Source organism: Achromobacter sp. ISS7 (assembly GCF_056523125.1).
Window position 1 is genome coordinate 6,428,879 of the sequence record NZ_JAWRZD010000001.1, and the last position, 25,091, is coordinate 6,453,969.

23 protein-coding genes are annotated in these 25,091 nt (G+C 68.7%); 9 read left to right on the top strand and 14 right to left on the bottom strand.

The window, feature by feature from the left end:
* Nucleotides 1-21: 21 nt before the first annotated feature.
* The 3 genes from AC1HFW_RS29200 to AC1HFW_RS29210 are packed head-to-tail and all read right to left on the bottom strand — an operon-like array spanning nt 22 to nt 3,127.
* A complete protein-coding gene (locus AC1HFW_RS29200) occupies nt 22-1,542 on the bottom strand; it encodes a class I adenylate-forming enzyme family protein (RefSeq protein ID WP_479286147.1) in 1,521 nt (506 codons plus the stop codon).
* Nucleotides 1,543-1,559: 17 nt separating this feature from the next.
* Nucleotides 1,560-2,732: a thiolase gene (locus AC1HFW_RS29205; protein WP_479286149.1), complete on the bottom strand. Its 1,173-nt coding sequence runs from the start codon at nt 2,730-2,732 to the stop codon at nt 1,560-1,562.
* Nucleotides 2,729-3,127: a Zn-ribbon domain-containing OB-fold protein gene (locus AC1HFW_RS29210; RefSeq protein WP_006393045.1), complete on the bottom strand. Its 399-nt coding sequence runs from the start codon at nt 3,125-3,127 to the stop codon at nt 2,729-2,731. The genes AC1HFW_RS29205 and AC1HFW_RS29210 overlap by 4 nt, the downstream gene beginning before the upstream one ends.
* Nucleotides 3,128-3,321: 194 nt before the next feature.
* Between AC1HFW_RS29210 and AC1HFW_RS29215 the strand changes: the two genes are divergently transcribed.
* From AC1HFW_RS29215 to paaG, 3 genes are read left to right on the top strand one after another with little or no spacing between them, the layout of a single operon-like run.
* On the top strand, nt 3,322-4,512 hold the full coding sequence (locus AC1HFW_RS29215; protein WP_241075235.1) for an acyl-CoA dehydrogenase family protein: 1,191 nt from the start codon (nt 3,322-3,324) through the stop codon (nt 4,510-4,512).
* A 31-nt stretch (nt 4,513-4,543) separates the two neighbouring features.
* Nucleotides 4,544-5,656, top strand: a complete 1,113-nt coding sequence (locus AC1HFW_RS29220; protein WP_479286152.1) for an acyl-CoA dehydrogenase family protein — start codon at nt 4,544-4,546, stop codon at nt 5,654-5,656.
* A complete protein-coding gene (paaG, locus tag AC1HFW_RS29225; RefSeq protein ID WP_479286153.1) occupies nt 5,653-6,453 on the top strand; it encodes a 2-(1,2-epoxy-1,2-dihydrophenyl)acetyl-CoA isomerase PaaG in 801 nt (266 codons plus the stop codon). The genes AC1HFW_RS29220 and paaG overlap by 4 nt, the downstream gene beginning before the upstream one ends.
* A gap of 99 nt (nt 6,454-6,552) precedes the next feature.
* On the opposite strand, the gene AC1HFW_RS29230 is transcribed toward paaG, so the two are convergent.
* Nucleotides 6,553-7,446, bottom strand: a complete 894-nt coding sequence (locus AC1HFW_RS29230) for a LysR substrate-binding domain-containing protein (protein ID WP_006393049.1) — start codon at nt 7,444-7,446, stop codon at nt 6,553-6,555.
* A 140-nt stretch (nt 7,447-7,586) separates the two neighbouring features.
* Between AC1HFW_RS29230 and AC1HFW_RS29235 the strand changes: the two genes are divergently transcribed.
* From AC1HFW_RS29235 to AC1HFW_RS29250, 4 genes are read left to right on the top strand one after another with little or no spacing between them, the layout of a single operon-like run.
* Nucleotides 7,587-8,417: an HTD2 family dehydratase gene (locus AC1HFW_RS29235; RefSeq protein ID WP_479286155.1), complete on the top strand. Its 831-nt coding sequence runs from the start codon at nt 7,587-7,589 to the stop codon at nt 8,415-8,417.
* Nucleotides 8,414-9,607, top strand: coding sequence for a CaiB/BaiF CoA transferase family protein (locus AC1HFW_RS29240; protein ID WP_479286156.1), 1,194 nt, complete (start codon nt 8,414-8,416; stop codon nt 9,605-9,607). Before AC1HFW_RS29235 ends, AC1HFW_RS29240 begins: the two co-directional genes overlap by 4 nt.
* Nucleotides 9,604-10,437 (top strand): HpcH/HpaI aldolase/citrate lyase family protein, encoded by an 834-nt coding sequence (locus AC1HFW_RS29245; RefSeq protein ID WP_238891961.1) that lies wholly within the window; start codon nt 9,604-9,606, stop codon nt 10,435-10,437. Before AC1HFW_RS29240 ends, AC1HFW_RS29245 begins: the two co-directional genes overlap by 4 nt.
* 51 nt (nt 10,438-10,488) lie before the next feature.
* Complete coding sequence (locus tag AC1HFW_RS29250) at nt 10,489-11,385, top strand: sugar kinase (protein ID WP_238891962.1); 897 nt, start codon at nt 10,489-10,491, stop codon at nt 11,383-11,385.
* A gap of 58 nt (nt 11,386-11,443) precedes the next feature.
* Here the strand turns inward: AC1HFW_RS29250 and AC1HFW_RS29255 are convergent, their stop codons facing one another.
* The 4 genes from AC1HFW_RS29255 to hda are packed head-to-tail and all read right to left on the bottom strand — an operon-like array spanning nt 11,444 to nt 14,704.
* Complete coding sequence (locus AC1HFW_RS29255) at nt 11,444-11,926, bottom strand: 2-amino-4-hydroxy-6-hydroxymethyldihydropteridine diphosphokinase (protein ID WP_006393054.1); 483 nt, start codon at nt 11,924-11,926, stop codon at nt 11,444-11,446.
* Between the two features lie 4 nt (nt 11,927-11,930).
* A complete protein-coding gene (gene pcnB / locus AC1HFW_RS29260) occupies nt 11,931-13,307 on the bottom strand; it encodes a polynucleotide adenylyltransferase PcnB (RefSeq protein ID WP_006393055.1) in 1,377 nt (458 codons plus the stop codon).
* Nucleotides 13,308-14,006: an HAD family hydrolase gene (locus AC1HFW_RS29265; RefSeq protein WP_006393056.1), complete on the bottom strand. Its 699-nt coding sequence runs from the start codon at nt 14,004-14,006 to the stop codon at nt 13,308-13,310.
* Complete coding sequence (gene hda / locus AC1HFW_RS29270; protein ID WP_006393057.1) at nt 14,003-14,704, bottom strand: DnaA regulatory inactivator Hda; 702 nt, start codon at nt 14,702-14,704, stop codon at nt 14,003-14,005. The genes AC1HFW_RS29265 and hda overlap by 4 nt, the downstream gene beginning before the upstream one ends.
* Before the next feature lie 316 nt (nt 14,705-15,020).
* Between hda and purM the strand changes: the two genes are divergently transcribed.
* Nucleotides 15,021-16,070, top strand: coding sequence for a phosphoribosylformylglycinamidine cyclo-ligase (purM, locus tag AC1HFW_RS29275; RefSeq protein WP_241074629.1), 1,050 nt, complete (start codon nt 15,021-15,023; stop codon nt 16,068-16,070).
* 62 nt (nt 16,071-16,132) lie between these two features.
* Here purM and AC1HFW_RS29280 read toward each other — a convergent pair whose 3' ends face one another.
* The 3 genes from AC1HFW_RS29280 to mutL form a co-directional block, all read right to left on the bottom strand.
* The gene (locus tag AC1HFW_RS29280; protein WP_479286158.1) at nt 16,133-16,627 is read right to left on the bottom strand and encodes a hypothetical protein; all 495 of its coding nucleotides are present in this window, start codon (nt 16,625-16,627) and stop codon (nt 16,133-16,135) included.
* Nucleotides 16,628-16,710: 83 nt separating this feature from the next.
* A complete protein-coding gene (miaA, locus tag AC1HFW_RS29285; protein ID WP_479286160.1) occupies nt 16,711-17,661 on the bottom strand; it encodes a tRNA (adenosine(37)-N6)-dimethylallyltransferase MiaA in 951 nt (316 codons plus the stop codon).
* Nucleotides 17,662-17,670: 9 nt separating this feature from the next.
* Nucleotides 17,671-19,626 carry a DNA mismatch repair endonuclease MutL gene (gene mutL / locus AC1HFW_RS29290; RefSeq protein WP_479286161.1) on the bottom strand — a complete coding sequence of 652 codons (1,956 nt, stop codon included), beginning with the start codon at nt 19,624-19,626 and terminating at the stop codon, nt 17,671-17,673.
* 98 nt (nt 19,627-19,724) lie between these two features.
* On the opposite strand from mutL, the gene AC1HFW_RS29295 reads away from it, so the two are divergent.
* Nucleotides 19,725-20,363, top strand: a complete 639-nt coding sequence (locus tag AC1HFW_RS29295) for a VTT domain-containing protein (RefSeq protein WP_085943738.1) — start codon at nt 19,725-19,727, stop codon at nt 20,361-20,363.
* A 49-nt stretch (nt 20,364-20,412) separates the two neighbouring features.
* On the opposite strand, the gene AC1HFW_RS29300 is transcribed toward AC1HFW_RS29295, so the two are convergent.
* The 3 genes from AC1HFW_RS29300 to tsaE form a co-directional block, all read right to left on the bottom strand.
* Nucleotides 20,413-22,848: a TonB-dependent receptor domain-containing protein gene (locus tag AC1HFW_RS29300; RefSeq protein ID WP_479286163.1), complete on the bottom strand. Its 2,436-nt coding sequence runs from the start codon at nt 22,846-22,848 to the stop codon at nt 20,413-20,415.
* Between the two features lie 323 nt (nt 22,849-23,171).
* Entirely contained in the window at nt 23,172-24,551 is a 1,380-nt protein-coding gene (locus AC1HFW_RS29305; protein WP_006393064.1) for an N-acetylmuramoyl-L-alanine amidase, read from the bottom strand.
* A complete protein-coding gene (gene tsaE, locus AC1HFW_RS29310; protein ID WP_081105075.1) occupies nt 24,479-25,018 on the bottom strand; it encodes a tRNA (adenosine(37)-N6)-threonylcarbamoyltransferase complex ATPase subunit type 1 TsaE in 540 nt (179 codons plus the stop codon). Before tsaE ends, AC1HFW_RS29305 begins: the two co-directional genes overlap by 73 nt.
* Nucleotides 25,019-25,091 lie beyond the last annotated feature (73 nt).

A 25,091-nucleotide genomic window follows, 5' to 3' on the forward strand; every position in this document is an offset into this window, starting at 1 on the left:
AGCGGAACAGCGGGGCCGCGCCTACGCCAGCCTTTCTTTCAGCGGTTGCTTGAGGATCTTGCCGCTGACGGTGGTGGGAATCGTGTCGATACAGTGGATCTGCGCGGGCCGCTTGTACGGCGCCAGCTGGGCGCGCAGGTGCAGCATCAGCAGGTGGGTATCCAGGCGCGCGCCGGCCAGGGGCTCGACGAAGGCGATGACTTCCTCGTTGTGGTCCTCGGTGGGCCGGCCGACCACCGCCGACAGGCGCACGCCGGGGAAGGCGTTGATGACCGCCTCCACCTCGATCGGGTAGACGTTGAAGCCGGAACGGATGATCAGGTCCTTGGAGCGGCCGGCGATGTACAGCGCGCCGCGGTCATCCAGGTAGCCGATGTCGCCGGTATCGAGCCAGCCGCCGGGCAGCAGCGCCTGCGCGGTCTGCGCCGGGTCGCGGTAGTAGCCCAGCATCACGCCGGGGCCGCGGATCAGGATGTCGCCGCGTTCGCCCGGCCGCGGCGTGTCGGCGTCGGGACCGCCGATGCGCAACTGCACGCCGTCCACCGCGTAGCCGGCGCTGCAATCGGCCGGCGGCGCGTCGATGTCGGTGATGAACATGGAGCCGGCGTATTCGGTGATGCCATAGCCGTGGTGCATGGCGACGCCGAAGTAGCGTTCGGCGTCGCGCTTGAGGGTGGGGTCGAGCGCCGCGCCGCCGGTGTAGAGGTAGCGCAGCGCCGGCGCGCGCAGTTCGCCGCGCGGCGGCGCGGCCGCCAGCATGCGGTTGAACATGGTCGGCACGCCCTGCAGGATGCTGACGCCGGGATGGGCCAGCGCCTTGAAGGCGTCGGCGGGATCGAAGCGGCTGCGCAGCACCAGGCTGGCGCCGGCGTGCAGCGTGGCCATCAGCACGGTGGCGATGCCGAAGATGTGCGACAGCGGCAGCGCGGCGTAGCCGATGTCCCGTGGGGTCAGGCGGCGCGAGGCGGCCGAGACGCCGGCGAAGTGCAGCAGGCCGCGATGCGGCACCATGACGCCCTTGGGGGCGCCGGTGGTGCCGGACGTGTAGATCACGGTGGCGACTTCGGCGGCCTGGTCGCCGGTCTCGGGCTGGGTCGGGCTGTCCGCATGGCGCGCATGCACGCCCGGACCCCAGGCGGCGGCATCGGCCGGTTGCGCGCCGGCCGCTTCGGCGTGGGCGGCGGCGGCCGGCGATATGCCGCTGGTGTAGAGCGTGATTTCGGGCTGGGCATGGGCGCCGATCGCGGCGAGCTCGCGCGCCGACAGCCGCGCGTTCACGCCCACCGGCCAGGCGCCGACAAGGCCGCAGCCGAACAGCGTGGCGATCATGGCGGCGCAGTTCTCGCCGACCATCATCACGCGATGGCCCGGTTCGACCCCCGCGGCCGCGAGCCAGCCGGCCGCGGCCAGGGCGCGCCGCCACAGTTGCGCATAGGTCAGGATGCCGCCGCCTTCCTCGTACAGGCAGATGGCGTCGGGCTGGACGCTGGCCTGGCGGGCCAGCAGCTGGTGGATGCGGGTGAGCGGTTCGGTGTGCGACATGGTTGCTGCAATCGGGGTCAAAGCGTGGCGGCGGTGCCGAGGATGGCCGTAGCCTGGCTGGACAGCGTGCCGCCGTTGCCGTGCACCAGCGCCAGCTCGGCGCCGGCCACCTGGCGCGCGCCGGCCTCGCCGCGCAGCTGCCGCACGGCCTCGATCATGATGAAGACGCCGTACATGCCCGGATGCACGCAGCACAGGCCGCCGCCGTTGGTGTTGACCGGCAATCGCCCGCCGGGGGCGATGGCGCCGCCGGCGATGAAGTCCTTGCTCTCGCCCTTGGCGCAGAAGCCCAGGTCTTCCAGGAACAGCAGGGTGTTAATGGTGAAGGCGTCGTACAGCTCGACCACGTCGATGTCCCGGGCCGAGACGCCCGCCATGGCATAGGCGCGGCGGCCCGATTCGCTGGCGGCGGTGATGGTTAGATCTTCCATCGACGAGATCTGGCGGTTCCAGACGGCGGTGGCGTTGCCCAGCACGTACACCGGCGGGCGCGGCAGGTCGCGGGCGCGGTCGGCCCGCACCAGCACGTAGGCGCCGGCGCCGTCGGTGACCAGGCAGCAATCGCGCACGCTCAGGGGATCGGACACCATGCGCGCGCCCAGGATCTGCTCCAGCGTGGCCGGTTCGCGCAGCTGGGCCTCGGGGTTGAGCTGGGCCCACTGGTTGGCGGCCAGCGCGACCTGCGCCAGGTGCTCGCGGCGGGTGCCGTACTGGTGCATGTGGCGCGCCGCGGCCAACGCATAGGACGACAGCGGGCTCAACGGGTCATACGGTGTCTCGTAGGGCTGCGGATCGAACTGCTTGCGCACGCGGCCGATCTCGGCGCGGCTCAGCGTCGAGGTGCGCTGCGTGCTGCCGTAGCAGACCAGCACCGCGTTGCATTGGCCCGAGGCCAGCGCGTGCAGCGCCGGCAGCAGGTGCGCCACGAAGCTGCTGCCGCCCAGCATGGTGCTGTCGATGAAGCTGGGGCGGATGCCCAGGTGCTCGATGACGGGCATCGCCCACATCGGCGCGGCCACGCTGGCGGTGCAGATGCCGTCGATGTCGCGCATCGACAGGCCGGCGTCGGCCACCGCGCGCTGCGCCGCCTGCACCAGGATTTCCATTTCGGTGTAGCCGTTGGCCTGGCCCAGGCCGGCATGGCCGACGCCCGCCACCGCGACGGCGCCGCGCAGATCGTTCAGCGTCATTGCGCCTCCTTGTTCGGCACGAAGACCAGCAGGCCGCGGCCTTCCTTCACGGCCACCTGGGCCCGCACCGCCATGCCGATGCGCACGGCCTCGGGCGCCACGCCCTCGACCCGGCTCATCAGGCGCACGCCTTCGGCCAGGTCGATCAGCGCCACGTTGTAGTCGCCGCCCGCCTCGGGCTTGCGCCGCACGGTGGTGGTGGAATAGACCGTGCCGCGCCCGTCCGGCGTGCGCCAGGACAGTTGGCCGGCGCCGCAGTGCGGGCAGAGCATGCGGGGATAGAACACGGCGCGATCGCAGGCATCGCAGTGCTGGATCTGGAAGCGCCCCTGGTCGAGCGCCTGGCGGTACTGCGCCTCGACGCCTTCCGTGGCGCGTGGGTCGGTTGCGGTCATTGCATGCGGTTCCGGATGGATGAGCCGCCAGTGTCGGGGCTGGCGCCGGCCCGTGCCATTCTTCATTGCTGAAGCAGGCCTTTTGCCGGCCCGTAGTGCCACGCCCTACACCGAGGCAAAAGCCGGTCTTCCGCAACCGCAGATTGTCCGCCGCGCGGTCGCCATGGCTAGATACCCATCAAAGGAGGTAGGCCATGAATCTGACCTGGACGCCGGAAGAGATCCGGTTCCGCGAAATGGTGCGCGCGTTCGCCGCCGACCGGCTGCCGCGGGACATCCGCGACAAGGTGTGCCGGCACCAGCGCCTGGAACGCGACGACTACGTGCGCTGGCACAACATCCTGGCCGACCAGGGCTGGGGCGCGCCGAACTGGCCGGTCGAGCATGGCGGCACCGGCTGGAACGCGCTGGAGCGATTGATCTTCGAAGTCGAGTGCTTCAAGGCCGGCGCGCCGCGCCTGCTGCCGTTCGGCCTGTCCATGATCGGCCCGGTGCTGATGAAGTACGGCAGCGCCGAACAGCAGGCGCGCTTCCTGCCGCGCATGCCGCGCGTTCAGGACTGGTGGTGCCAGGGCTATTCCGAGCCCGGCTCGGGGTCGGACCTGGCCTCGCTCAAGACCCGCGCGGTGCGCGATGGCGATGACTACGTGGTCAACGGCCAGAAGACCTGGACCACGCTGGCGCAATACGCCGACTGGATGTTCTGCCTGGCGCGCACCGATCCCGAGGCGCGGGCGCAGCGCGGCATCTCGATGCTGCTGCTGGACATGCGCGCGCCGGGCGTGACCGTGCGCCCGATCCGCACGCTCGACGGCGGCCATGACGTCAACGAGGTCTGGCTGGAGAACGTGCGGGTGCCGGCCGCCAACCTGGTGGGCGAGGAGAACCAGGGCTGGACCTACGCCAAGTACCTGCTGGGCCACGAACGCACCGGCATCGCCGGCCTGGGCCATTGCCATCGCGAACTCGGCATCCTCAAGGACATGGCGGCGCGCGCTACCTCGCACGGCCGGCCGCTGCTGGCCGACAGCCGCATGCGCGACCGCATCTCGCGCATCGAGGTCGACATCATGGCGCTGGAAATGCTGCTGCTGCGCGTGGCCGCCAGCAACGGCGGCACGCCCGGTCCGGAAGCCTCGGTGCTGAAGATCCGCGGCTCCGAGATCCAGCAGGACCTGGCCATGCTGCAGATGGAAGTCGCCGGCCCCGACGCCTGGCCGTACGACCCCGAATGGATGCTGGCCGAGGCCGACTACCACGGCCCCGGCCCGGAGATGGCGGCCGCGTCGGGCGCCGGCTATGCCGACATGCGCAAGACCTCGATCTACGGCGGCACCACCGAAGTGCAGAAGGGCATCATCGCCCGCCTGGTGCTGGGCCTGTAGGCCCGGCCCGCATCCGCAAGGAACACGACGCATGGATTTCCTCTATACCGAAGAACAGCGCATGCTGGCCGACAGCCTGCGCCGCCTGGTGGACCAGGCTTGGACCCGGCCGCAGCGCCGCGCCCGCGAGACCGCGGGCCGGCTGGACCCGGCGGCGTGGGCCGCGCTGGCCGAACTGGGCGTGCTGGGCCTGAACATCCCGCAGGAAGCCGGCGGCTTTGGCGAAGTGCCGGCCAGCCTGCTGCCGGTGCACCTGGAGCTGGGGCGCGGCCTGGTGGCCGAGCCGGTGATTGCCAGCGCCGTGATGGGCGCGGCCCTGATCGGCGCGTGTGGCGACGCGGCGCGCGAGCGCTGGCTGCCGGGCATCGCCTCGGGCGACACGGTGGTCAGCGTGGCGTACCAGGAGCCCGGGCGCCGCTACCAGGCCGATCCGCGCGACTGCCGCGCGACGCGCGATGGCGGCGGCTGGCGCCTGGATGGCGCCAAGCACCTGGTGTGGCATGGCGCCGCGGCCCATGCCTGGCTGGTGAGCGCGCGCGGCGAAAACGGCGCCACGCTGCTGCTGGCTGTGCCGGCGGATGCCAGGGGCGTGCGCGTCACCGACACGCCGACGCTGGACGGCGCGCGCTGCGCGCGGCTGGATTTCGACGCGGTGCCGCTTGGCGGGGACGCCTTGCTGGCGCAAGGCGAGGCGGGCGACGCGGCCCTGGCGCAGGCGCTGCAATGGGGCACGGCGGCGCTATGCGCCCATGCGGCGGGCGCGATGGAACAGTTGCTGGAGATCACCGTCGACTATCTCAAGACGCGCAAGCAGTTCGGCCAGCCGCTGGCCTCGTTCCAGGCCTTGCAGCACCGCCTGGCCGAGATGCTGGTGGCCAAGGAATTGGCGCTGTCGATGGCCTACGTGGCGGTGGCCGCGCTGACCGAGCCCGACGCGGCGCAGCGCCGCCGCATGCTGGCCTCGGCCAAGCTGGAAACCGCGCGCGCGGGCCGGCTGGTGGCGCAGATGGCGGTGCAGCTGCACGGCGGCATGGGCATGACGGACGAGCTGGAGGTCGGCGACTACTTCAAGCGCCTGACGGTGGCGGATCTGTTGCTGGGCGACAGCGCCGAGCAATTGGCCGTGCTGGAGGAACTGGCATGAGCGACGACCGCTACACCGAGATCACGTTCACGCTGGAGCAGGGCGTCGGCGTCATCACGCTCAACCGCCCCGAGCGCCTGAACAGCTTCACCGCGGTCATGCACGCCGAGCTGGCGCGGGCGCTGGACACGCTGGAGGCGCACGCCGGATTGCGCGGGGTGATCCTGACCGGCGCCGGCCGCGGCTTCTGCGCCGGCCAGGACCTGGGCGAGCGCAAGCCGGCCGAGGACGGCTCGCGCCGCGACCTGAGCGAGAACCTGGAAAAACTGTACAAGCCGCTCATCATGCGGCTGCGCGCGCTGCCGGCGCCGGTGGTGTGCGTGATGAACGGCGTGGCGGCCGGCGCCGGCGCCAGCCTGGTGCTGGCGTGCGACGTGGTGTTCGCGGTGGAGTCGGCGCGCTTCATCCAGGCCTTCAGCAAGATCGGCCTGCTGCCGGACGCCGGCGGCACCTGGTTCCTGCCGCGCCTGGTGGGTTCGGCGCGGGCCATGGGCGCGGCCCTGTTCGGCGAAGCGGTGAGCGCGCGGCAGGCCGAGGCCTGGGGCCTGATCTGGCGCGTGGTGCCGGACGCGGACCTGGCGGCGACGCAGGCCGAGGTCCGCGCCACGCTGGCGGCGGGGCCGACCCGCGCCTACGCCGCCACCAAGGCCGCCCTGCATGCGTCCAGCGGCAACACGCTGGCGCGGCAGTTCGACCTGGAATGCGCCTTGCAGCGCGAGCTGGGCTACACCGATGACTACCTGGAGGGCATGCGCGCCTTCGCGCAGAAGCGCGCGCCGGCGTTCAGCGGGCGCTAGGGGTTGCGCGAGGCTTCTGGTCGTGTGGGCCGATTCCAGGGTGTGGCATTGGCGCGCGGGAGGCGTTCGTTGCGTCTTGCGCCGCCGGTCGTCCGCGCGTCAGGCGGCCGCCGGCTGCCGGATCTGTTCGATCAGCTCGCGGGCGCAGCCGGGCAGGGCGTCGATGTCGCGCACCAGCAGCTTGCGCTCGCGTACCACCCAGGGCTCGTCCAGCTCCACCACCCGCAGCTTCATTTCCGCGCCGTAGCGGCGCGCGGCCGAGTCGGGGATCACGCCCACGCCGACGCCCGCCTGCACCATGCGGCAGATCGAGTCGAAGCTGTACAGCTGGATGCGTTGCGGCAGGCGCTGGCCGATGCGTTCGAGCTGATCGCGCAGGAATGCCACCAGGGTGGAGCCCTCGTGCATGGTGATGAACGGATAGCGCACGGCGTCGGCCAGCTTGACCTTGTCCTGGTCCTGCAGCGGATGGCCGTTGGGCACCACCAGCACCAGCCGGTCGGTGCTGAAGTGGATGGCCTGCAATTCGGGGGCGTCGACCGGCCCGGCGACGATGCCCAGGTCGGTGGTGCCGTCCAGCACGCCGCGCACGATGTCGCGGGTCAGGCGTTCCTGCAGGTCGACCGTGACGCCGGGGTGGCCCGCCAGGAACTGCGCCAGGATGTCGGGCATGAATTCCGTGACCGCAGTGGTGTTGGCGAAAATGCGGATATGGCCGGCGTCGCCGTCGGCCTGTTCCTGGAAATCGTGTTTCAGGTGGTCGACCTGGCGCATGATGACCCGCGCATGCTGCAACAGCCGCTGGCCCGCGGGGGTGATTTCCACGCCGCGGCTGTCGCGGTACAACAGGCGGGTGTTGAGCTGGTTCTCCAGCGCCTTGATCCGCACGCTGACGGCGGCCAGCGACAGGTGCGCCCGCTTGGCGGCCTGCGTCAGGCTGGGGGATTCGGCGATGTGGATGAACAGGCGGAGGTCGGCGAGGTCGAAGTGCATGGCGCCTATATTACGGCGGCCGGCGCCGGGCGCACGATTCAGGCGCCCCAAACCCGGCCTTGAGGAAAAATGAATTCACAGCGCGCGCGGCATGCGGGATGCTAGCCACCAGAACAATCATCTACCAGAGGAATATCGGCATGACATCGACAGACCCGGCCGGCTGGATCGGCAGCGGCGAGCGCCAGGCGGACGCGCTGGACCCCGGCCACGCGGCGCGCATCGCCGCCACGCTGGGCGGACCCGCGCCCGCCGTCGGCGACCCCTTGCCGCCCTTGTGGCAGTGGGCGTTCTTCATCAGCACGGTCGCGGCCGACGGATTGGGGACGGATGGTCATCCAGCCCGCGGCGGCTTCCTGCCGCCGGCGCACGACCGCAACCGCATGTGGGCCGGCGGCCGCGTCGAGTTCCGCCGCCCGTTGCGGGTGGGCGTGCCGGCCGAGCGGGTCTCGGTGGTGGCCGACGTCAAGGAAAAAGCCGGCCGCACCGGCGCGCTGCTGTTCGTCACGGTGCGCCACGAGTACCGCCAGGATGGCGAGGTTGCCATCCTGGAAGAGCAGGACATCGTCTATCGGCAGCCCACGCCGCCCAAGCTCGCCGGCACCGAGCCGGCGCCGCAGGCGCAGTGGCGCGACACCATCGAGCCCACCTCGGTGTTGCTGTTCCGCTATTCGGCCGTGACCTTCAACGGCCACCGCATCCACTACGACCATCCCTACGTCACCGGCACCGAAGGCTATCCGGGCCTGGTGGTGCACGGCCCGCTGATCGCCACCGAGATGGTCGCCGCCTTCCTGCGCGCCCATCCCGGCGCGCGCCCCACGCACCTGTCCTACCGCGGCCTGCGGCCGTTGATCGCGCCCACCCCGTTCCAGGTGGCGGGGCGGATCGACGAACCCGGCCTGGCCCGGCTCTGGGCCGAGCAGGACGGCACGCTGGCCCACCAGGCCGAACTGAGGTTCACCGCATGAGCACGCCAGCCCCCCGCCCGCTGGACGGCATCACCGTCGTCAGCCTCGAACACGCCATCGCCGCTCCGTTCTGCACCCGCCAGCTGGCGGACATGGGCGCGCGCGTCATCAAGATCGAACGCCCCGGCGCGGGCGACTTCGCCCGCGGCTACGACGAGCGCGTGCGCGGCCTGTCGTCGCACTTCGTCTGGACCAACCGCTCCAAGGAAAGCCTGACGCTGGACCTGAAACGCGACGAGGCCGGCGACATCATGGAACGCCTGCTGCAACAGGCCGACGTGCTGGTGCAGAACCTGGCGCCGGGCGCCGCGGCGCGCCTGGGCCTGTCGTTCGAGGCGCTGCACGCCCGCTTCCCGCGCCTGATCGTCTGCGACATCTCCGGCTACGGCGAGGGCGGCCCCTATCAAGACAAGAAGGCCTACGACCTGCTGATCCAGAGCGAAAGCGGTTTCCTGTCGGTCACCGGCACCGCCGACGACCCGGTCAAGGCGGGCTGCTCCATCGCCGACATCTCGGCCGGCATGTATGCTTATTCCGCCATCCTCAACGCGTTGCTGCTGCGCCAGAAGACCGGCCTGGGCAGCCGCCTGGACGTCTCCATGCTCGAAAGCATGGTCGAGTGGATGGGCTTTCCGATGTACTACGCGTTCGAGGGCGCCAAGCCGCCGGTGCGCGCCGGCGCGGCCCACGCCTCGATCTACCCGTACGGCCCGTTCCCCACCGGCGACGGCAACACCATCATGCTGGGCCTGCAGAATGAACGCGAATGGCGCGTGTTCTGCGCCCAGGTGCTGCGCCAGGCCGAACTGGCCGAGGACCCGCGCTTTGCCAGCAACTCGCTGCGCACCTCCAACCGCGAGGCGCTGCGCGCGCTGATCGTGGCGGCCTTCGCCGACCTCAGCGTGCAGCAGGTCACCGACCGGCTGGAGGACGCGCAGATCGCCAACGCCCGGGTCAACGACATGGCCGGGGTCTGGGCCCACCCGCAATTGCGGGCGCGCGACCGCTGGAGCCAGGTCGACAGCCCGGCCGGCGCGCTGCCGGCGCTGCTGCCGCCGGCCAGCAGCAACGCCTTCGCGCCGCGCATGGCGGCGGTGCCCGCCGTGGGCCAGAACACGGATGCGGTGCTAGCATCACTGGGATACGCGCCCGAACAGGTGGCGCGATTCCATGCTTCGGAGGTGGTGTGATGCATTCCGTCGTTCGTACCGCGTTGTTCGTGCCGGCCTCCCGTCCCGAACGCATCCCCAAGGCCCTGGCCAGCGGCGCCGATGCCGTCATCGTCGACCTGGAAGACGCGGTCGAGCACCTGGCCAAGGCCTCGGCCCGCGAGGCGCTCTGCGACTTCCTGGGCACGCAGCCGCGGGCGCGGGTGTGGGTGCGCATCAACGACGCCTCCACCTCGTGGCACGACGACGACCTCAAGGCCTGCCGCGGCAAGCCCGCGGTGGCCGGCATCCTGCTGCCCAAGGCCGAGAGCCTGGCGCAGGTGCGCCACGTGGCGCAGGCCGGGCTGCCGGTCATTCCCATCCTGGAGACCGCGCGCGGCATCCTCAACGCCGCCGAGGTCGCGGGCACGCCCGGCGTGGCGCGGCTGGCGTTCGGCAGCCTCGACTACGGCCTGGACCTGGGCCTGGCGCCGGACACCGCCGGCGCCGAGGCCGTGCTGGACCATGCGCGCGTGCAGGTGTTGCTGCAGACCCGCGCCGCCGGCCTGGGGCCGGCGCTGGACGGGGTGTTTCCGGGCGTCGAGGACCAGGCCGGGCTGTCCGCCGCCGCGGCGCGCGCGCAGCAGATGGGATTCGGCGGCATGCTGTGCATCCACCCCGCGCAGGTGCCGGTGATCCACGCCGCCTTCGCGCCCGATCCGGCCGAGCTGGCCTGGGCCCGCCGCGTGGTTGACGCGCACCGCGACAAGGCCGCCGGCACTTTCATGCTGGACGGCAAGATGGTGGACGCGCCCGTCATCACCCGCGCCCGCCGCGTGCTGGCGCAGGCCGGGGAAAACGCCACCGGCTGAGCCGTCCGCCGCCCGGCCTACAATCCGGCAAACCCTACCGCGGACGGACTCATGAGCGAAGCGCTCTTCATCGGGCATACCTATATCGACGTCACCGTGCTGGCCGACGAATGGCCCACCGGCGACGAAAAAAGCGTGGCGCGCGACTACGCCGTGTCATTCGGCGGCAACGCCGTCACCGCGGCGTTCGCGTGCGGCAAGCTGGGCACGAAGCCCGACCTGATCTGCTCGCTGGCGCCGGACTGGCTGGGCCACATGTACACCGACATGGCGGCCGCGCATGGCGTCACGCTGCATGGCCGCCAGGTGCGGCGCTCGTCGCTGTCGTTCATCATGCCCAACCATGGCAAGCGCGCCATCGTGCGCGCCCGCGACGCCGACTACCTGAACGATTTCCCGCGCCTGGACGTCAGCGGCTACCGCGCGCTGCACCTGGACGGCCACCAGCCCGACGCCGCGCTGCACTACGCGCGCGCCTGCCGCCAGGCGGGCATCCTGACTTCGCTGGATGGCGGCGGCGTGCGCGAGAACACCGACGAACTGCTGCGCCACATCGACGTGGCGGTCTGCGCCGAACGCATGTGCGAGCAGCTGGACCTGTCGCCGCACGGCTTGCTGGACCTGCTCAAGCAGCGCGGCTGCCGCATCGGCGCGGTGACGCTGGGCGAGCGCGGCATGCTCTGGTACGACGAAACCGGCGCGGTCGACACGCTGCCGTCGCTGGACGTGCCGGCCGCGCGCATCATCGATACCTCCGGCGCGGGCGACGTGTTCCACGGCGCCTATGTCTGGTCGTATGTGAACCGGCCCGAGCTGGCCTGGAAGGAACACTTCACCTTCGCGCGCGCCGCCTCGGCGCACAAGATCCAGCACCTGGGCAACGAGGCCGGCCTGCCCGGCGTGGACGACGTCGAACGCGCCATGCTGGCGTTCGCGCCCAAGGCCTGACGGGGCCAATCCTTGGAACAATCAGGAAGGAAGCAGGAACCGCGCCGCCAGGCGCGCTTCAACCCAGGCGTTCGATCGGCTGGTCGGTGATGTCGCCGAGCCAGGCGTCGATGCCGCGGCCGGCCAGCGTCAGCGCCGGCGCCAAGTCGCGCAGCGGGCGCAGCACGAAGGCGCGCAGTTGCATGCGCGGGTGCGGCAGGATCAGGCGCTCGTGCGCCAGCGTGGCGTCGCCGTGCAGCAGCAGGTCCAGGTCGAGCGTGCGCGGCGCGTTGCGGTAGGGCCGCTCGCGGCCATGGCGCAGTTCCAGCGCCTGCAGCAGGTCCAGCAGGTCGAGCGGCGCCAGCGTGGTGTCCAGGGCCGCGACCGCGTTGACGAAGTCCGGGCCGGTGGCGTCCACCGGCGCCGTGCGGTAGAACGGCGAGGCCGTCACTGCCGCGATGCCGTCGGCGGCGGCCAGTTCGGCCAGCACCGCGCGCAGCGTGGCCGCGCTGTCGCCCAGGTTGGCGCCCAGCCCGATGTAGGCGCGCACGGGGGCGGTCATGGCCTTATTCGGCGGTGCCGGCATTGCCGGGGGCGCCGCGCGAGGACGGGCGACGACGCGGGCGGCGCTTGCGCGCGGCCGGCGCGGGGCCTTCGCTGGCGTCGCGCGGCAGGCGCGAGACTTCCTCGATCATGTCGGCGCGGGTGGCGTCGTCGGCGTTGGCCAGGTCCATCCACCATTGCGCCAGCACGCTGTCGAACTCGCCGGCGGCGGCGCGCAGCTGCAGGAAGTCGCAGGCGGCGCGGAAGCGCGGCTGCTCGATCATGCGGAAGATGGTCTTGCCCATGCGGCGCTCGAAGCGCGGCTGCATGAACCAGATCTCGCGCATGTCCGACGAGAAGCGGCGCTGGATCGCGAGCTTCTCGGTCTGCTCGTCGAGCACCGAGTCGGCGGCCTGTGACAGCGCCGGAATGGTGTGCTCGCCCTGGGCGCGCAGCTGCTTCCAGCGCACGTCGACCTGCTGCCACAGCAGCGCGGCGAACAGGAAGCTGGGGCTGATGGTCTTGCCGGCGCGCACGCGGGCGTCGGTGCGTTCCAGCGCCAGTTCCACGAAGTTCTCGCCGCCCGGCTGTTCCAGCACCACGTCCAGCAGCGGCAGCAGGCCGTTGTGCAGGCCGTCGGCGCGCAACTGGCGCAGGCAGTCCATGGCGTGGCCGCAGGTCAGCAGCTTGAGCATCTCGTCGAACAGGCGCGAGGCCGGCACGTTCTCGATCAGGTCGGCCATGGTGCGGATCGGCTGGCGCGTGGCCGGGTCGATCGTGCCGTTGAGCTTGGCGGCGAAGCGCACCGCGCGCAGCATGCGCACGGGATCCTCGCGGTAGCGCTTGGCGGGGTCGCCGATGATGCGGATCTGGCGCTTCTTCAGGTCGGCCACGCCGTTGTGGAAGTCGATCACTTCCTCGTTGTGCGGGTCGTAGTAGAGCGCGTTCATGGTGAAGTCGCGGCGCGCCGCGTCTTCCTCGTGCGTGCCGAACACGTTGTCGCGCAGGATGCGGCCGTGCGCGTCGGTTTCCTGGTCTTCCGAGGCGGGCGCGCGGAAGGTGGAGGTCTCGATGATCTCCTGGCCGAACACCACGTGCACCAGCTGGAAGCGGCGGCCGATGATGCGGGCGCGGCGGAACAGCGGGCGGATCTGCTCGGGCGTGGCGTTGGTGGCGACGTCGAAGTCCTTGGGTTCCAGGCCGACGATCAGGTCGCGCACCGCGCCGCCGACGATGTAGGCGTCATAGCCGTGCTGGCGCAGCACCTCGCACACCTTGATGGCATGGCGCGAGACATTGCGACGGTCGATGCCGTGCTTGTCGCGTCCGATGCGCAAGGGCCCCCGGGCTGCCGGCGCGAACAGTCGGCCGACGAATTTTTTTATGGTTTCGGTGATCATTTAGGACTTGGCATCTATGACGTGGTCGAACAGGTCGATCACTTGCCAGCCGCGTTCCTGGGCGATGGCGCGCAGGGTGGGGCTGGGGTTGGCGGCGATCGGACGGGTCACCTTTTCGAGCAGTGGAACATCATTGACCGAATCGCTATAGAAAAACGATTCGGAGAAATCCGCAAGTCCTAATCCCATGGCGCCCAGCCAGTCGTTCACGCGCACCACCTTGCCTTCCTTGAAGCTCGGGGTGCCGAGGATGCGGCCAGTGTAGCGGCCGCGCTGGACTTCGGCGTCGGTCGCCACCAGGTGGGGAATGCCAAAGGCGCGGGCGATGGGGGCGGTGACGAAGCTGTTGGTGGCTGTGACCACGGCGCACAGGTCGCCGGCTTCCAGGTGCGATTCGACCAGTTCGCGCGCGGCGGGGGTGATCGACGGCCGGATGACCTCGGCCATGAAATCCTCGTGCCAGGCGGCCAGCTCGAACGGCGCGTGCGCCGCCAGCAGGCCCAGCATGAACTCGGCGGCCTGTTCGGCGGTGAGTTCGCCGCGGTTGTAGCGGTCCATCAGGTCGTCGTTCTGGCGGCGGGCCTCGTCCGGATCGCCGGCCCGGCCGGTGCGCGCCAGATAGTCGGCCCATTGGTAGTCGCTGTCGAGCGGCAGCAGGGTGTGATCCAGGTCGAACAGGGCGAGACGTCGGGAGGTCATGTGCGTTGTGAATCAGGATCTGCGAGCATGGCGCGCAGCAGGGGCAGGGTGATGGGACGGCCGGTGGCCAGGGAATAGCGGTCCAGCGCGTCCAGCAACGCAGCCAGCTTGCGGATGTCGCGCTCGTGGTGCGTCAACATCCAGTTGATGATTTCGGGCGCCAGGTGCAGGCCGCGCTCGGCCGCCTGGGCCGCCAGCGCCGCCAGCTTGTCGGCGTCGGACAGCGGGTCCAGGCGGAACACCAGGTCCCAGCCCAGCCGGGTGCGCAGGTCTTCGCGCAGCGGCATCGACAGCGTCGAGCGGTCGCCGGCCACGGCCAGCGCGAAGGCGCGGCCGGTGGCGGCCGATTCGCGCCAGCGGTTGTACAGGGCGAACAAGCCCGCCTGGCGGTGCTCGTCCATGAGGTGCACGTCGTCCACCGCCACGAACTTGGGCATGGGCGACTTGGAATCGGCCTCGGCCAGCACGCGCAGGATGTTGGCGCTGTTGGCGGCCTCGATGTAGACGGCGTCGGGGCGCGCGGTCAGCGCGCGCAGCAGGTGGCTGCGGCCGCAACCGGCCGCGCCCCATATATACAGCGCGCGGCCGGGAGCGAGCGTGCGCACGGCCGCCAGCGCCTCTCCGTTGGGACCGGCGATGAAATTGTTCAGCGAGGGCGCTGGCGCGGGAAGAACGTCGAGCAGCAGCTGGCGGTTCATGAGAGGTTATCGATCAGGCGGGTATAGCCAGGCTTCAGGGTGAGCCCATGGCCGCCAGCGGCGTTGCCCGCCAGAAACTGGCAAAATCGCTATCGGCCAACCCTACACTTTAAACCACCCGGGGCGCCGGTGTCGCGTCCAAGCCCTTTGCCTGGCTTGGGTTTGCGCCAAAATGGCACCGCGCCGGGCCGGGGCCGTCCCGCCCGCCGCAGGCGGCTTTCGCCGGCCGCTGGCCTGGACCGGGCCGCAACATCGTAAAATGCAGGGCGTTCCACCCCAATTCCCAGCAATTGTTACATATCCCACGGCATTTCTCATGACGAATCAACCCAAAGCTCCCCTGACCTACCGTGACGCCGGTGTCGACATCGACGCGGGCGACGCCCTGGTCGACCGTATCAAACCGCTTGCGGCGCGCACCATGCGCCCCGGGGTGCTGGCCGGTATCGGCGGCTTTGGCGGCCTGTTCGAAGTGCCCAAGAACTACAAAGAGCCCGTGCTGGTCTCGGGCACCGACGGCGTCGGCACCAAGCTGCGCCTGGCGTTCGACTGGAACCGCCACGACACCGTCGGCATCGACCTGGTGGCGATGAGCGTCAACGACATCCTGGTGCAGGGCGCCGAGCCGCTGTTCTTCCTGGATTACTTCGGTTGCGGCAAGCTTTCGGTGGACACGGCGGCGTCGGTGGTGGGCGGCATCGCCAAGGGCTGCGAACTGTCGGGCTGCGCCCTGATCGGCGGCGAAACCGCCGAAATGCCGGGCATGTACCCCGATGGCGAATACGACCTGGCCGGGTTCGCCGTGGGCGCGGTCGAGAAGTCGGCCATCATCGACGGCAAGTCGATCAAGGTCGGCGACGTGGTGCTGGGCCTGGCGTCCAGCGGCGCGCACTCGAACGGCTATTCGCTGCTGCGCAAGATCCTGGAACGCGCCGGCGCCAAGCCCGGCGACGACTTCCACGGCCAGCCGCTGGTCGACGTGGTCATGGCCCCGACCCGCATCTACGTCAAGCAGGTGCTGGCCGCGCTGGCCAAGCACGGCACCGCCATCAAGGGCCTGGCCCACATCACCGGCGGCGGCCTGCTGGACAACGTGCCGCGCATCCTGCAGGACGGCCTGTCGGCCCGCCTGCAGCGCGACAGCTGGGAAATGCCCAAGCTGTTCCAGTGGCTGCAGCAGCAGGGCGGCGTCGAGGACACCGAGATGTACCGCGTCTTCAACTGCGGCATCGGCATGGTGCTGGTGGTGGATCCGGCCCAGGCCGACGCCATCGCCGCCACGCTGCGCGAGCAGGGCGAAACCGTCAGCAAGCTGGGCGAGATCGTCACGCAGACCGAAGGCATGCCGCAGACCGTGGTGGTCTGAGCCGGCTGGCTTCGCAATGAAAAAACCCGCCCTGGTGGCGGGTTTTTTGCTTCATGGCGCGGCTAGAAGAATTTGACCCGGCCGGCATCCTCGCGGAATTCCTCTCCCGTATCCAGATCCGTGCGACACAGGGTGTCGTGAACGGACAGAAAGCCGCGCACATCCCGGTTGGCGGCGCGCGCGTCGCGCCAGGCCGCCTGGAACCAGGCGATGTATGTCTCCGTCATTTTCTCGCGCAGTTCATCGCAGAAATCATCGTCCTCGTCGTCCATGGCGTCAGTCAACGCGGCGTCGACATCGGGGGGAATCAACGGGGACGGCAATGCCAGCGGCAGGCCCCGGCCACAGTAGCCGGAACGCGTGTTCAGTGGAATCGCCACGGGCGCGAACGACTCCCAGTCGTACTCGAAGTGAATGGCGTCCACGGTTTCCGGGGCAACGCCCGGGTCGAGCGTGAACGGGCGTTCGCGGAGCAACCGCTGGATTGCGCTGATCAAGGCCTTGTCCCGCGTGCGCAGCATGGCCGCAAAAGACGCGTTCGCCTGGTTGATGTCCATCGGTTCGATATCCAGTGGTCAGGCCCCGCCGTCTAGGGGCGCTGTGTCGAAAGGCCAGGCCCGCGGGCGGGCATCCCCTTGCGTCAAGGCGCGTCCGCCAGCGCGGTCGCCACCGCGTCGATGGTCTGCGCCACCGCGTCGGCCGCCAGGCAGTCGACGATGACGCGTTCGGGCTGGGCCCGCAGCCAGGTGATCTGGCGCTTGGCCAGCTGGCGGGTGGCGGCGATGCCCTGTTCGCGGGCTTCCTCCAGGCTGATCTCGCCGTCGAGATGGGCCCACATCTGGCGGTAGCCGACGCAGCGCACCGACGGCAGGCCCGGGTGCAGGTCGGCGCGCGCGTGCAGGCCGCGCACCTCGTCCAGCAGGCCATTGGCCAGCATCGCGTCGAAGCGTTGCTCGATGCGCGCGTGCAGCGCGGCGCGCTCCGAGGGTTCCAGGCTGATGGTCAGGTAGCGGTTGTCCGCCTCGCCGGCCGCGGCGCGCTGGCGGCCCAGCAGCGCCGACATGGGCTGGCCCGACAGCTGGCAGATCTCCAGCGCGCGCTGGATCCGCTGGCTGTCGTTGGGCGCCAGGCGCGCGGCGGTGACGGGGTCGAGCCGCGCCAGTTCGGCGTGCAGCGCCGGCCAGCCGTCGCGGGCGGCGCGCGCTTCCAGTTCGGCGCGCAGGGCCGGGTCGGCCTGCGGCAGGTCGTCCAGGCCGTCGCGCAGCGCCTTGTAGTACATCATGGTGCCGCCGGCCAGCAGCGGAATGCGGCCGCGCGCGGTGATCTCGCCGATCAGGCGCAGGGCGTCGGCGCGGAACTCGGCCGCCGAATACGACTGCGCCGGGTCGAGGATGTCGAGCAGGTGCTGCGGCACCAGGGCCTGTTCGGCCACTGACGGCTTGGCGGTGCCGATGTCCATGCCCCGGTAGATGGTGGCGGAATCGACGTTGACGATCTCCAGCGGCCAGCGTTCGGCCAGCGCCAGGGTGGATGCGCTCTTGCCGGCCGCGGTGGGGCCGGCCAGGCAGATGACGAGAGGGGTGGCGGACACGGGCAAGACCTATTGCCCGCGCAGGAACAGCTTGTCCAGGTCGGACACCGACCACTGCACCCAGGTGGGCCGGCCGTGGTTGCACTGGTCGGCGCGCTCGGTGGCTTCCATCTGCCGCAACAGGCCGTTCATCTCTTCGATGGTGAGCTTGCGGTTGGCGCGCACCGAGCCGTGGCAGGCCATGGTGGAGAGCAATTCGTTGCGCTGCTCGGTCAACAGGCGCGACACGCCCACGCCGGCCAGGTCGCGCAGCACGGCGCGGGCCAGCGTCTCGATGTCGCCGCGCGCCAGGATGGCGGGCACCGAGCGCACCGCGATCGAGGTGGGGCCGGACGGGCGCATCTGGAAGCCGAGGTCTTCCAGCTGTTCCTCGAATTCCTCGACCACCGCCACGTCCTTTTCCTGGGCGTGGAACACCACGGGCACCAGCAGGTCCTGGCGCGGCAGGCTGCGCGCGTCCAGCGCCTGCTTGAGCTGTTCGTAGACCACCCGTTCGTGGGCGGCGTGCATGTCCACCAGCACCATGCCGCGGCGGTTCTGCGCCAGGATGTAGATGCCGTGCAGCTGGCCGAGCGCCATGCCGAGCGGGTGTTCCTCGTCGGCCGGCAGCGTCGGCGCGGGCGTGGCCTGGGGGGCCAGCGCCGCCACGTCGCGCAGCGGCTCGACGCGCGCGGCGGTGTCTTCGGTCAGCGGGCGGTACAGCGATTGCCAGTCGGCGGCGGGGATGCCGGCCGGCTCGGCGTGCAGGCGGAACGGCACTTGCGTGTGCGGGCGTTGCGGCGTCGGCGAGGGCCGCAGACCATAGGCGGGCGCGGCGCCCGGGCTGGCGCCGGTGTAGCCGGGGCGGGCCGGGGACGCGTCGGCCGGCGCGGACGCGGGCAGGCCGATGCCGGGCGTCGCGGGCGCGGACGGCGCCACGGTCTCGAAGCCGCCGTCGTCGTCGCGTGCTGCCGGGGCCGGCGCCACCGCCGACGATCCGCCGGTCTGCGCCAGCGTCTGGCTGACCGCGTGATTGACGAAGCGGTGCACGGCGCCGCTGTCGCGGAAGCGCACTTCGTGCTTGGCCGGGTGCACGTTGACGTCGACCGCGGCCGGGTCGATGTCCAGGAACAGCACGTAGGCCGGCTGGCGATCGCCGTGCAGCACGTCGGCATAGGCGGCGCGCAGCGCATGGCTGACGGTGCGGTCGCGCACGTAGCGGCCGTTGACGTACAGGTACTGGCGGTCGGCGCGGGCGCGGGCCGCGGTGGGGCGGGTGATCATGCCGGCCAGGCTGACCGTGCCGACGCTGTGCGACAGCAGCAGGCCATGCTCGGCGAACTCCGCGCCCAGCACGTCGCGGATGCGCTGCGGCGGCTCGGCCGGCAGCCATTGGCGTTGCGCGCGGTCGTGGTGGAACAGGCGGAAGGCGATCTGCGGATGGGCCAGGGCGATGCGCTCCATGGCGTCGACGCAGTGGCCGAATTCAGTGGCTTCCGAGCGCAGGAACTTGCGCCGCGCGGGCACCGCGTCGAACAGCTGGCGCACGTCCACGGTGGTGCCCGGCGGGCCCGAGGCGGGGCTGACCTGCATGCTGCCGGCGTGGATCTGCCAGGCGTGCTCGCCGTCGCGGGTGCGCGAGATGATGGACACCTGCGCCACCGAGGCGATCGAGGCCAGGGCCTCGCCGCGGAACCCCATGGAGGCGACCGATTCGAGTTCGTGCAGGTTGCGGATCTTGCTGGTGGCGTGGCGCGCCAGCGCCAGCGGCAGCTCGTCGGGCGGAATCCCGCCGCCGTCGTCGGTCACGGCGATGCGGCGAATGCCGCCGCCCTCCAGGCGCACTTCGATCGCGCGCCCGCCGGCGTCGATGGCGTTCTCGAGGATTTCCTTGAGCACCGAGGCGGGTCTCTCGATCACTTCGCCCGCGGCGATCTGGCTGATCAGCAGGTCGGGCAGCGCAAGAATGGAGCGGCGTTCTGTCATGGGGTGTTCCGGTGTAGCTATACGGATGATTTTAGCCTCTCGATAGGGTCGGCTATAGTCGTTGCCTGATTCCGCCTTCCGCTTCCAGGGACGTATTGATGCTTGAATTTTTCCAAATGGTGCTCCACATCGACCAGACCCTCGGGGTTTGGGTCCAGCAGTACGGCGTGTGGGTCTATCTGGTGCTGTTCCTGATCGTTTTCGCGGAAACCGGGCTGGTGGTGCTGCCGTTCCTGCCGGGCGATTCGCTGCTGTTCATCGCCGGCGCGTTCGGCGCCACGGGCAGCCTGGACCCGGTGCTGCTGGGGGCGCTGCTGATCGTGGCCGCCATCACCGGCAACAGCGTGAACTACGCCATCGGCCGCTACATCGGGCCGCGCGTGTTCTCGATGAACCTGCGCTTCCTGGATCGCGGCGCGCTGATGCGCACGCATGCGTTCTACGAGAAACACGGCGGCAAGACCATCGTCATGTCGCGCTTCATACCGGTGGTGCGCACGTTCGCGCCGTTCGTGGCCGGCGTGGCCGACATGCCGCTGTCGCGCTTCCAGCTGTTCAACATCCTGGGCGCGCTGCTGTGGGTGGTGAGCCTGGTGGCGGCGGGTTACTTCTTCGGCAATATCCCGCTGGTGAAGGAACACCTGAACACTATCGTCCTGATCGGCCTGGCCGCGGCCGTGGTGCCGGTGGTCGGCGCGGCGCTGTTCAAGCTGCTGCGCGCGCGCCGGGGCGGCTAGGGGCGCCTGCGGGCGCCCCGGCCGCTGCCGGAAATGCAAAAGGACAGGATCAGAAGATCGCGGTGACGCTTAACTGGTAGGTCCTGCCAGGCGCGACACCCAGGGCGATATCGCGCTGGTCCTGGTCTGATGCCATGGTCAGTTTCTTGTTGCTGGCGTAATCCCAATACTTGCGGTTGGTGAGGTTGTAGATGCCCATGGCCAGCGTCAGGTGCTTCTTCACGTTGTAATAAGCCGCCAGGTCGAAAATGCTGTAGCCCGGGATGCGCTTGTAATCCTTTTCGTATTTCCCGGAATACTCTTCGAACGTGAGGCTGCCGTTGTTCGGGAAATTCTGCCGGACAGGATCGACGGCTTGCTTGCCCTGGACAAAGGTGGCGGTAAGGCTTGCGCCATAGCGGTTCTGGGGGTCGTCCCAGGCCAATGATGCAATGGCCTTGACTGGCAACACGCTGTCCAGCTCGACCCAGCCATCCCCCGAATACGATGATTTGGATTTGCCCTGGTTGTATCCCACGGCAAACGTGCTGCTCAGTCCGTTGGCCGCGCCGAGCAGGGCGCCATAATCGATCCTGGTGACCAGCTCGGCGCCATAAATGTGGGCCTTGTCGCGGTTCTCCGCGATGGTGAGGCTGGAAATCGAAGCGGGAAGTTTGGCAAGCAGGCCTTCGACACCCGGTTTCGTTGCGCCTGTCTTGTAATCCCTCAAGGCATACTTGCGGTTATAGATGAAATTATCGTAGCTGTTGTAGAAGACGTTGCCGCGCACGGTAAGGCCCCGGGCAGCCTCGCCGACCACCCCTAGCTCAAACTGGTTGCTGGTTTCGGGTTTCAAATCGGAATTGCCAACCATGGCCGGTGACGCGCGTCCAACCTTGGGATGCAGCCAGATTCCGGCGATTTGACTGCTGGTGGGGTAGGAAACCCCGCGTTTGTATTGCAGATAGGTGTTGAACCCCTGCTTGAATGCATACATGACGTTCAAGGACGGCAATAGCTTGCCGTCCTTGAACGTCTTGCCGTGTATCTGGTTGATTTCCGCCAGCGTCAATCCGCCCAGCGCGTTGTCGTCGGATGGCGCGTCGAAGCCTTGCGGTTTGATTGTGTGCCATGAGTATTTCAGCCCCGGCATCACCGAGAACGCCCCGAGGGTGACGGTGTCGCTCAGCCACACGTTCGTATCGTAGGTTCTGTTGTTGCCCTGGGGCTGCAAGGTTGGGTATTTTTCGCCAACCTGTTCAAACGGCCGGGAAAACTCGGTGATCGAGAAGTTCACGCCGTAATTCAATGCCTGGACGCCATAATCCTTGGTGATTTCGCTTTGCAGGCCATAAGTCTTGGTGTTCAGGTTGGAGAAGGTCGAGGTATTCTCCAATGGCTTTTCCGTCTCCAGCCCGGTCCCCCACGACCTGGATGAAGTGACCGTGTCCTGAACTGCAAAGGTGTCATCGCCAACGCGCGTTTGCTGATAGAAGACCTTGCTCTCCATCGTATCGATCAGTCCGTTGCCTCTTGGCGTGAATACATGCGCCAGGCTGATTGAATCGCGTTGCGTGGAATTCTTCTGGCTGTTCGAGCCGACAATGCTTTCGTGGGGCGCGCGGCTGTTCAGCTTTTTATACATGGGCGCGCTTTCCCTGCTGGACTTGTGATAGAAATCCAGCGTGCCGATGAGCCGGTTGCTGCCGCCAACATCGACCACGCCATTGATCAGCGCCGCATCGGAATTCCAGCGCATCGGGTAGGTATCCAGGGTGCCGCTGTTGTTCTGCGTCTGCCTGCCATCGCGTCGGCTGTAGGCGAACAATACCCTGGCGCCCTCATTGCCGAACGCGGTGGTCACGCCGTTGTGCCAGCCATGGTCAGCCGTGTCGAACTCGCCGGTGTATTCCAGATAGCTGCTTTTATTGTCCTTGAGATAGCTGTCCGGTGACTTGCTGATGAATGACACGGCGCCGCCGACCACGTTCTTGACGGTGTTCTGGCGAGCCGAGCCGGAGGTGATGTCCACCTGGCCGTACAGATAGGGGTCGATGTAGTCGCGGCCGATGCCAAAGGTATCTTCGCCGGTGGAGACCGCGTAACTGCGCCCGGTGGCATCCGGCAAGGGAATGCCGTTCACGTCCAGCGCCACGCGGTTGCCATCCAGGCCCCGGATGTTGTAGCTGCTGTAACCGCCACGGTCAAAACCGGATTTGCCGTTGCCGGAGCCACTGTTCACGCCTGACGCGCTGATCAGCGGCTGGTAGCGCATGATGGTGCCAAAGTTGTTTCCACCGATCCGCTTCAACTCCTCGGCCGAAATGGACTGCGTGGTGACGTCTTCCGGCTTGATGGTGGTGACGGTGATGGGTGAAAAGACTTTCACGCCGCCATGCGCGTCATTCCTGACCTCGCCGGGCGCGGTTTCAGTCGACGCGCTCTGACCGTAGGCGGTCGTGGATAACAAAAGGGCTGTTGCCAGCGATATTTTCGTGCATTTCATGTTCCCGAACCCCTGCATGACAAATACAGGGTTGCGCGGGAACGCGGGGCGGGGTGGCGGCCATGACTCTTTCCAAAACGATGGCCGCTAATCTACCCGGGGCGTCCTTCGATATCTGCATGGATTCGTCTGAAAACCCGGGGGCAAATCGGGCGCTTGGCCGCATATAGGATTCTGTAACCCGAGACGCGGATAACCGCGCCGTTTTGAAACCGCCGTCCGCGGGCGAGGCGATGGAAAATCGTCCGTGGATATTGATGAACGATCGCCTCAAAAGAAAAGGGCCATGCGCGTGCATGGCCCTTGGTGTTTCCGGCGAGGTCTCAGCTGACGTCGCCCAGCCGCGCCAGCGGCGGGTTGGCCGTGAAATAACGCTGGATGCCGGTCAGCATGGCCTGCGCCAGCTTTTCCTGGTGCGCCGTGGTCTTGAGCAGCGCCTCTTCCTGCGGGTTGCTGATGAAGGCGGTTTCCACCAGCACCGACGGAATGTCCGGCGCCTTCAGCACGGCGAAGCCGGCCTGCTCGACGCTGTTCTTGTGCAGCCGGTTGATCTTCTTGATCTCGTCCAGGAAGGCGTTGCCGACCTTGAGCGAGTCGTTGATCTGCGCGGTGGTGGACAGGTCCAGCAGCACCTTGGCCACCTGTCGGTCGTGGCTGCCCAGGTTGACGCCGCCGATCAGGTCGGCCGCGTTTTCCTTGTCGGCCATCCAGCGCGCCTGGGCGCTGGTGGCGCCACGCTGCGACAGCGCGAACACCGACGAGCCGTTGGCCGAAGGCTTGATCCAGGCGTCGGCGTGGATCGACACGAACAGGTCGGCATGGACCCGGCGCGCCTTCTGCACGCGCACGTGCAGCGGCACGAAGAAGTCGTCGTCGCGCGTCAGGTAGGCGCGCATGTAGGGCTGGCTGTCGATCAGCGCCTTCAGGCGCCGCGCGATGCGCAGCACCACGTCTTTTTCACGCAGGCCGCTGCCGCCGATGGCGCCCGGATCCTCGCCGCCATGGCCGGGATCCAGCGCGATGGTCAGCATGCGCTGCTTGCCGCGCCCGGCGCTGGCGGGCGGCGACTTCGGCACCGGCAGCGGCGCGGCCGGCTGCTGGCCGCGCACGCGCGGCGGCTCGGGCGGGTCGGCGCGGGTGGCCGGATTGCGCTGGATGTCTTCGAGGATGCGCGCCAGCGGATCGTCGGCGTCGGGACCGCTCTTGTTCAGGATGGCGACCAGCGGGTCCTGCGCGATCTTGGGATACAGGTCCAGCACCAGGCGGTACTGGTAGTCGGCCACCGGCTTGAGCGTGAACACCTGCGGCGCCACGGCCTGCTTCAGATCGAACACCAGCCGCACCACGTTCGGGCGGTTCTGCGCCACGCGCAGGCTCTGGATGTAGGGATCGTCGGGGCGGACCTTGGACACCAGGTCATTGAGCGCGGCGCTCAGGGTCAGTCCCTCGATATCGACCACCAGGCGGTGGGGATTTTCCAGGGTGAACTGTTCGGCCTTGAGCTCGCTGTCCAGTTCCAGCGTGACGCGGGTGTATTCGTCGGCCGGCCAGGTACGCACGGCCAGGATGGTGGCGGCCTGCGCCAGCCGCGGTACCACCGGCAGGACGAGCAGGGTGGCGGCGACGCTGATCAGGCGACGTCGGGTGGCGCCTGCCGCGGGGAGGGCGCCGTGTCGGGCGGGGGGACAATCGCGTTCAACCATGTTTGTCCTCGAGCGGTGTGCGCGTTCAGCGTGACATCGCGTCCTTGGCCGGCATACGCCAGGGAAATCTGCAGGTCGGGAGGGGGCAACAGGCCCTCGGCCCGTTCCGGCCATTCAATCAAAACGACCGCATCCTCACGCAGCAAATCCCGGAATCCGGCGTCCAACCATTCGCGCGAATCACTAAATCTATAAAAATCAAGGTGATAGAAGTATAAGTTAGAAACTTTATAGGATTCAAGCAGCGCGTAGCTTGGACTCTTGATTCGGCCTGTGATGCCGCATTCCCGCAACAATGCCCTGGAGAAGGCCGTTTTTCCTGCCCCCAGGTCCCCCTGAAGATGGATACATGCGCCCGCCAGCCCGGTTTCGCGGCCGGAGACAAGGGGGGCGAGCTGGCGCGCCAGCGCTTCCGTGGCGGCTTCGTCGGGCAGGTGCAGGGTCAGGCTGCTGAGGGGGGCGGACATGGCGCGGGTCGGGAGGCGAGTGGTAAAAAGTCAGGATGGGAACACGGATTGAACGCAATTATAGGAATTCGGG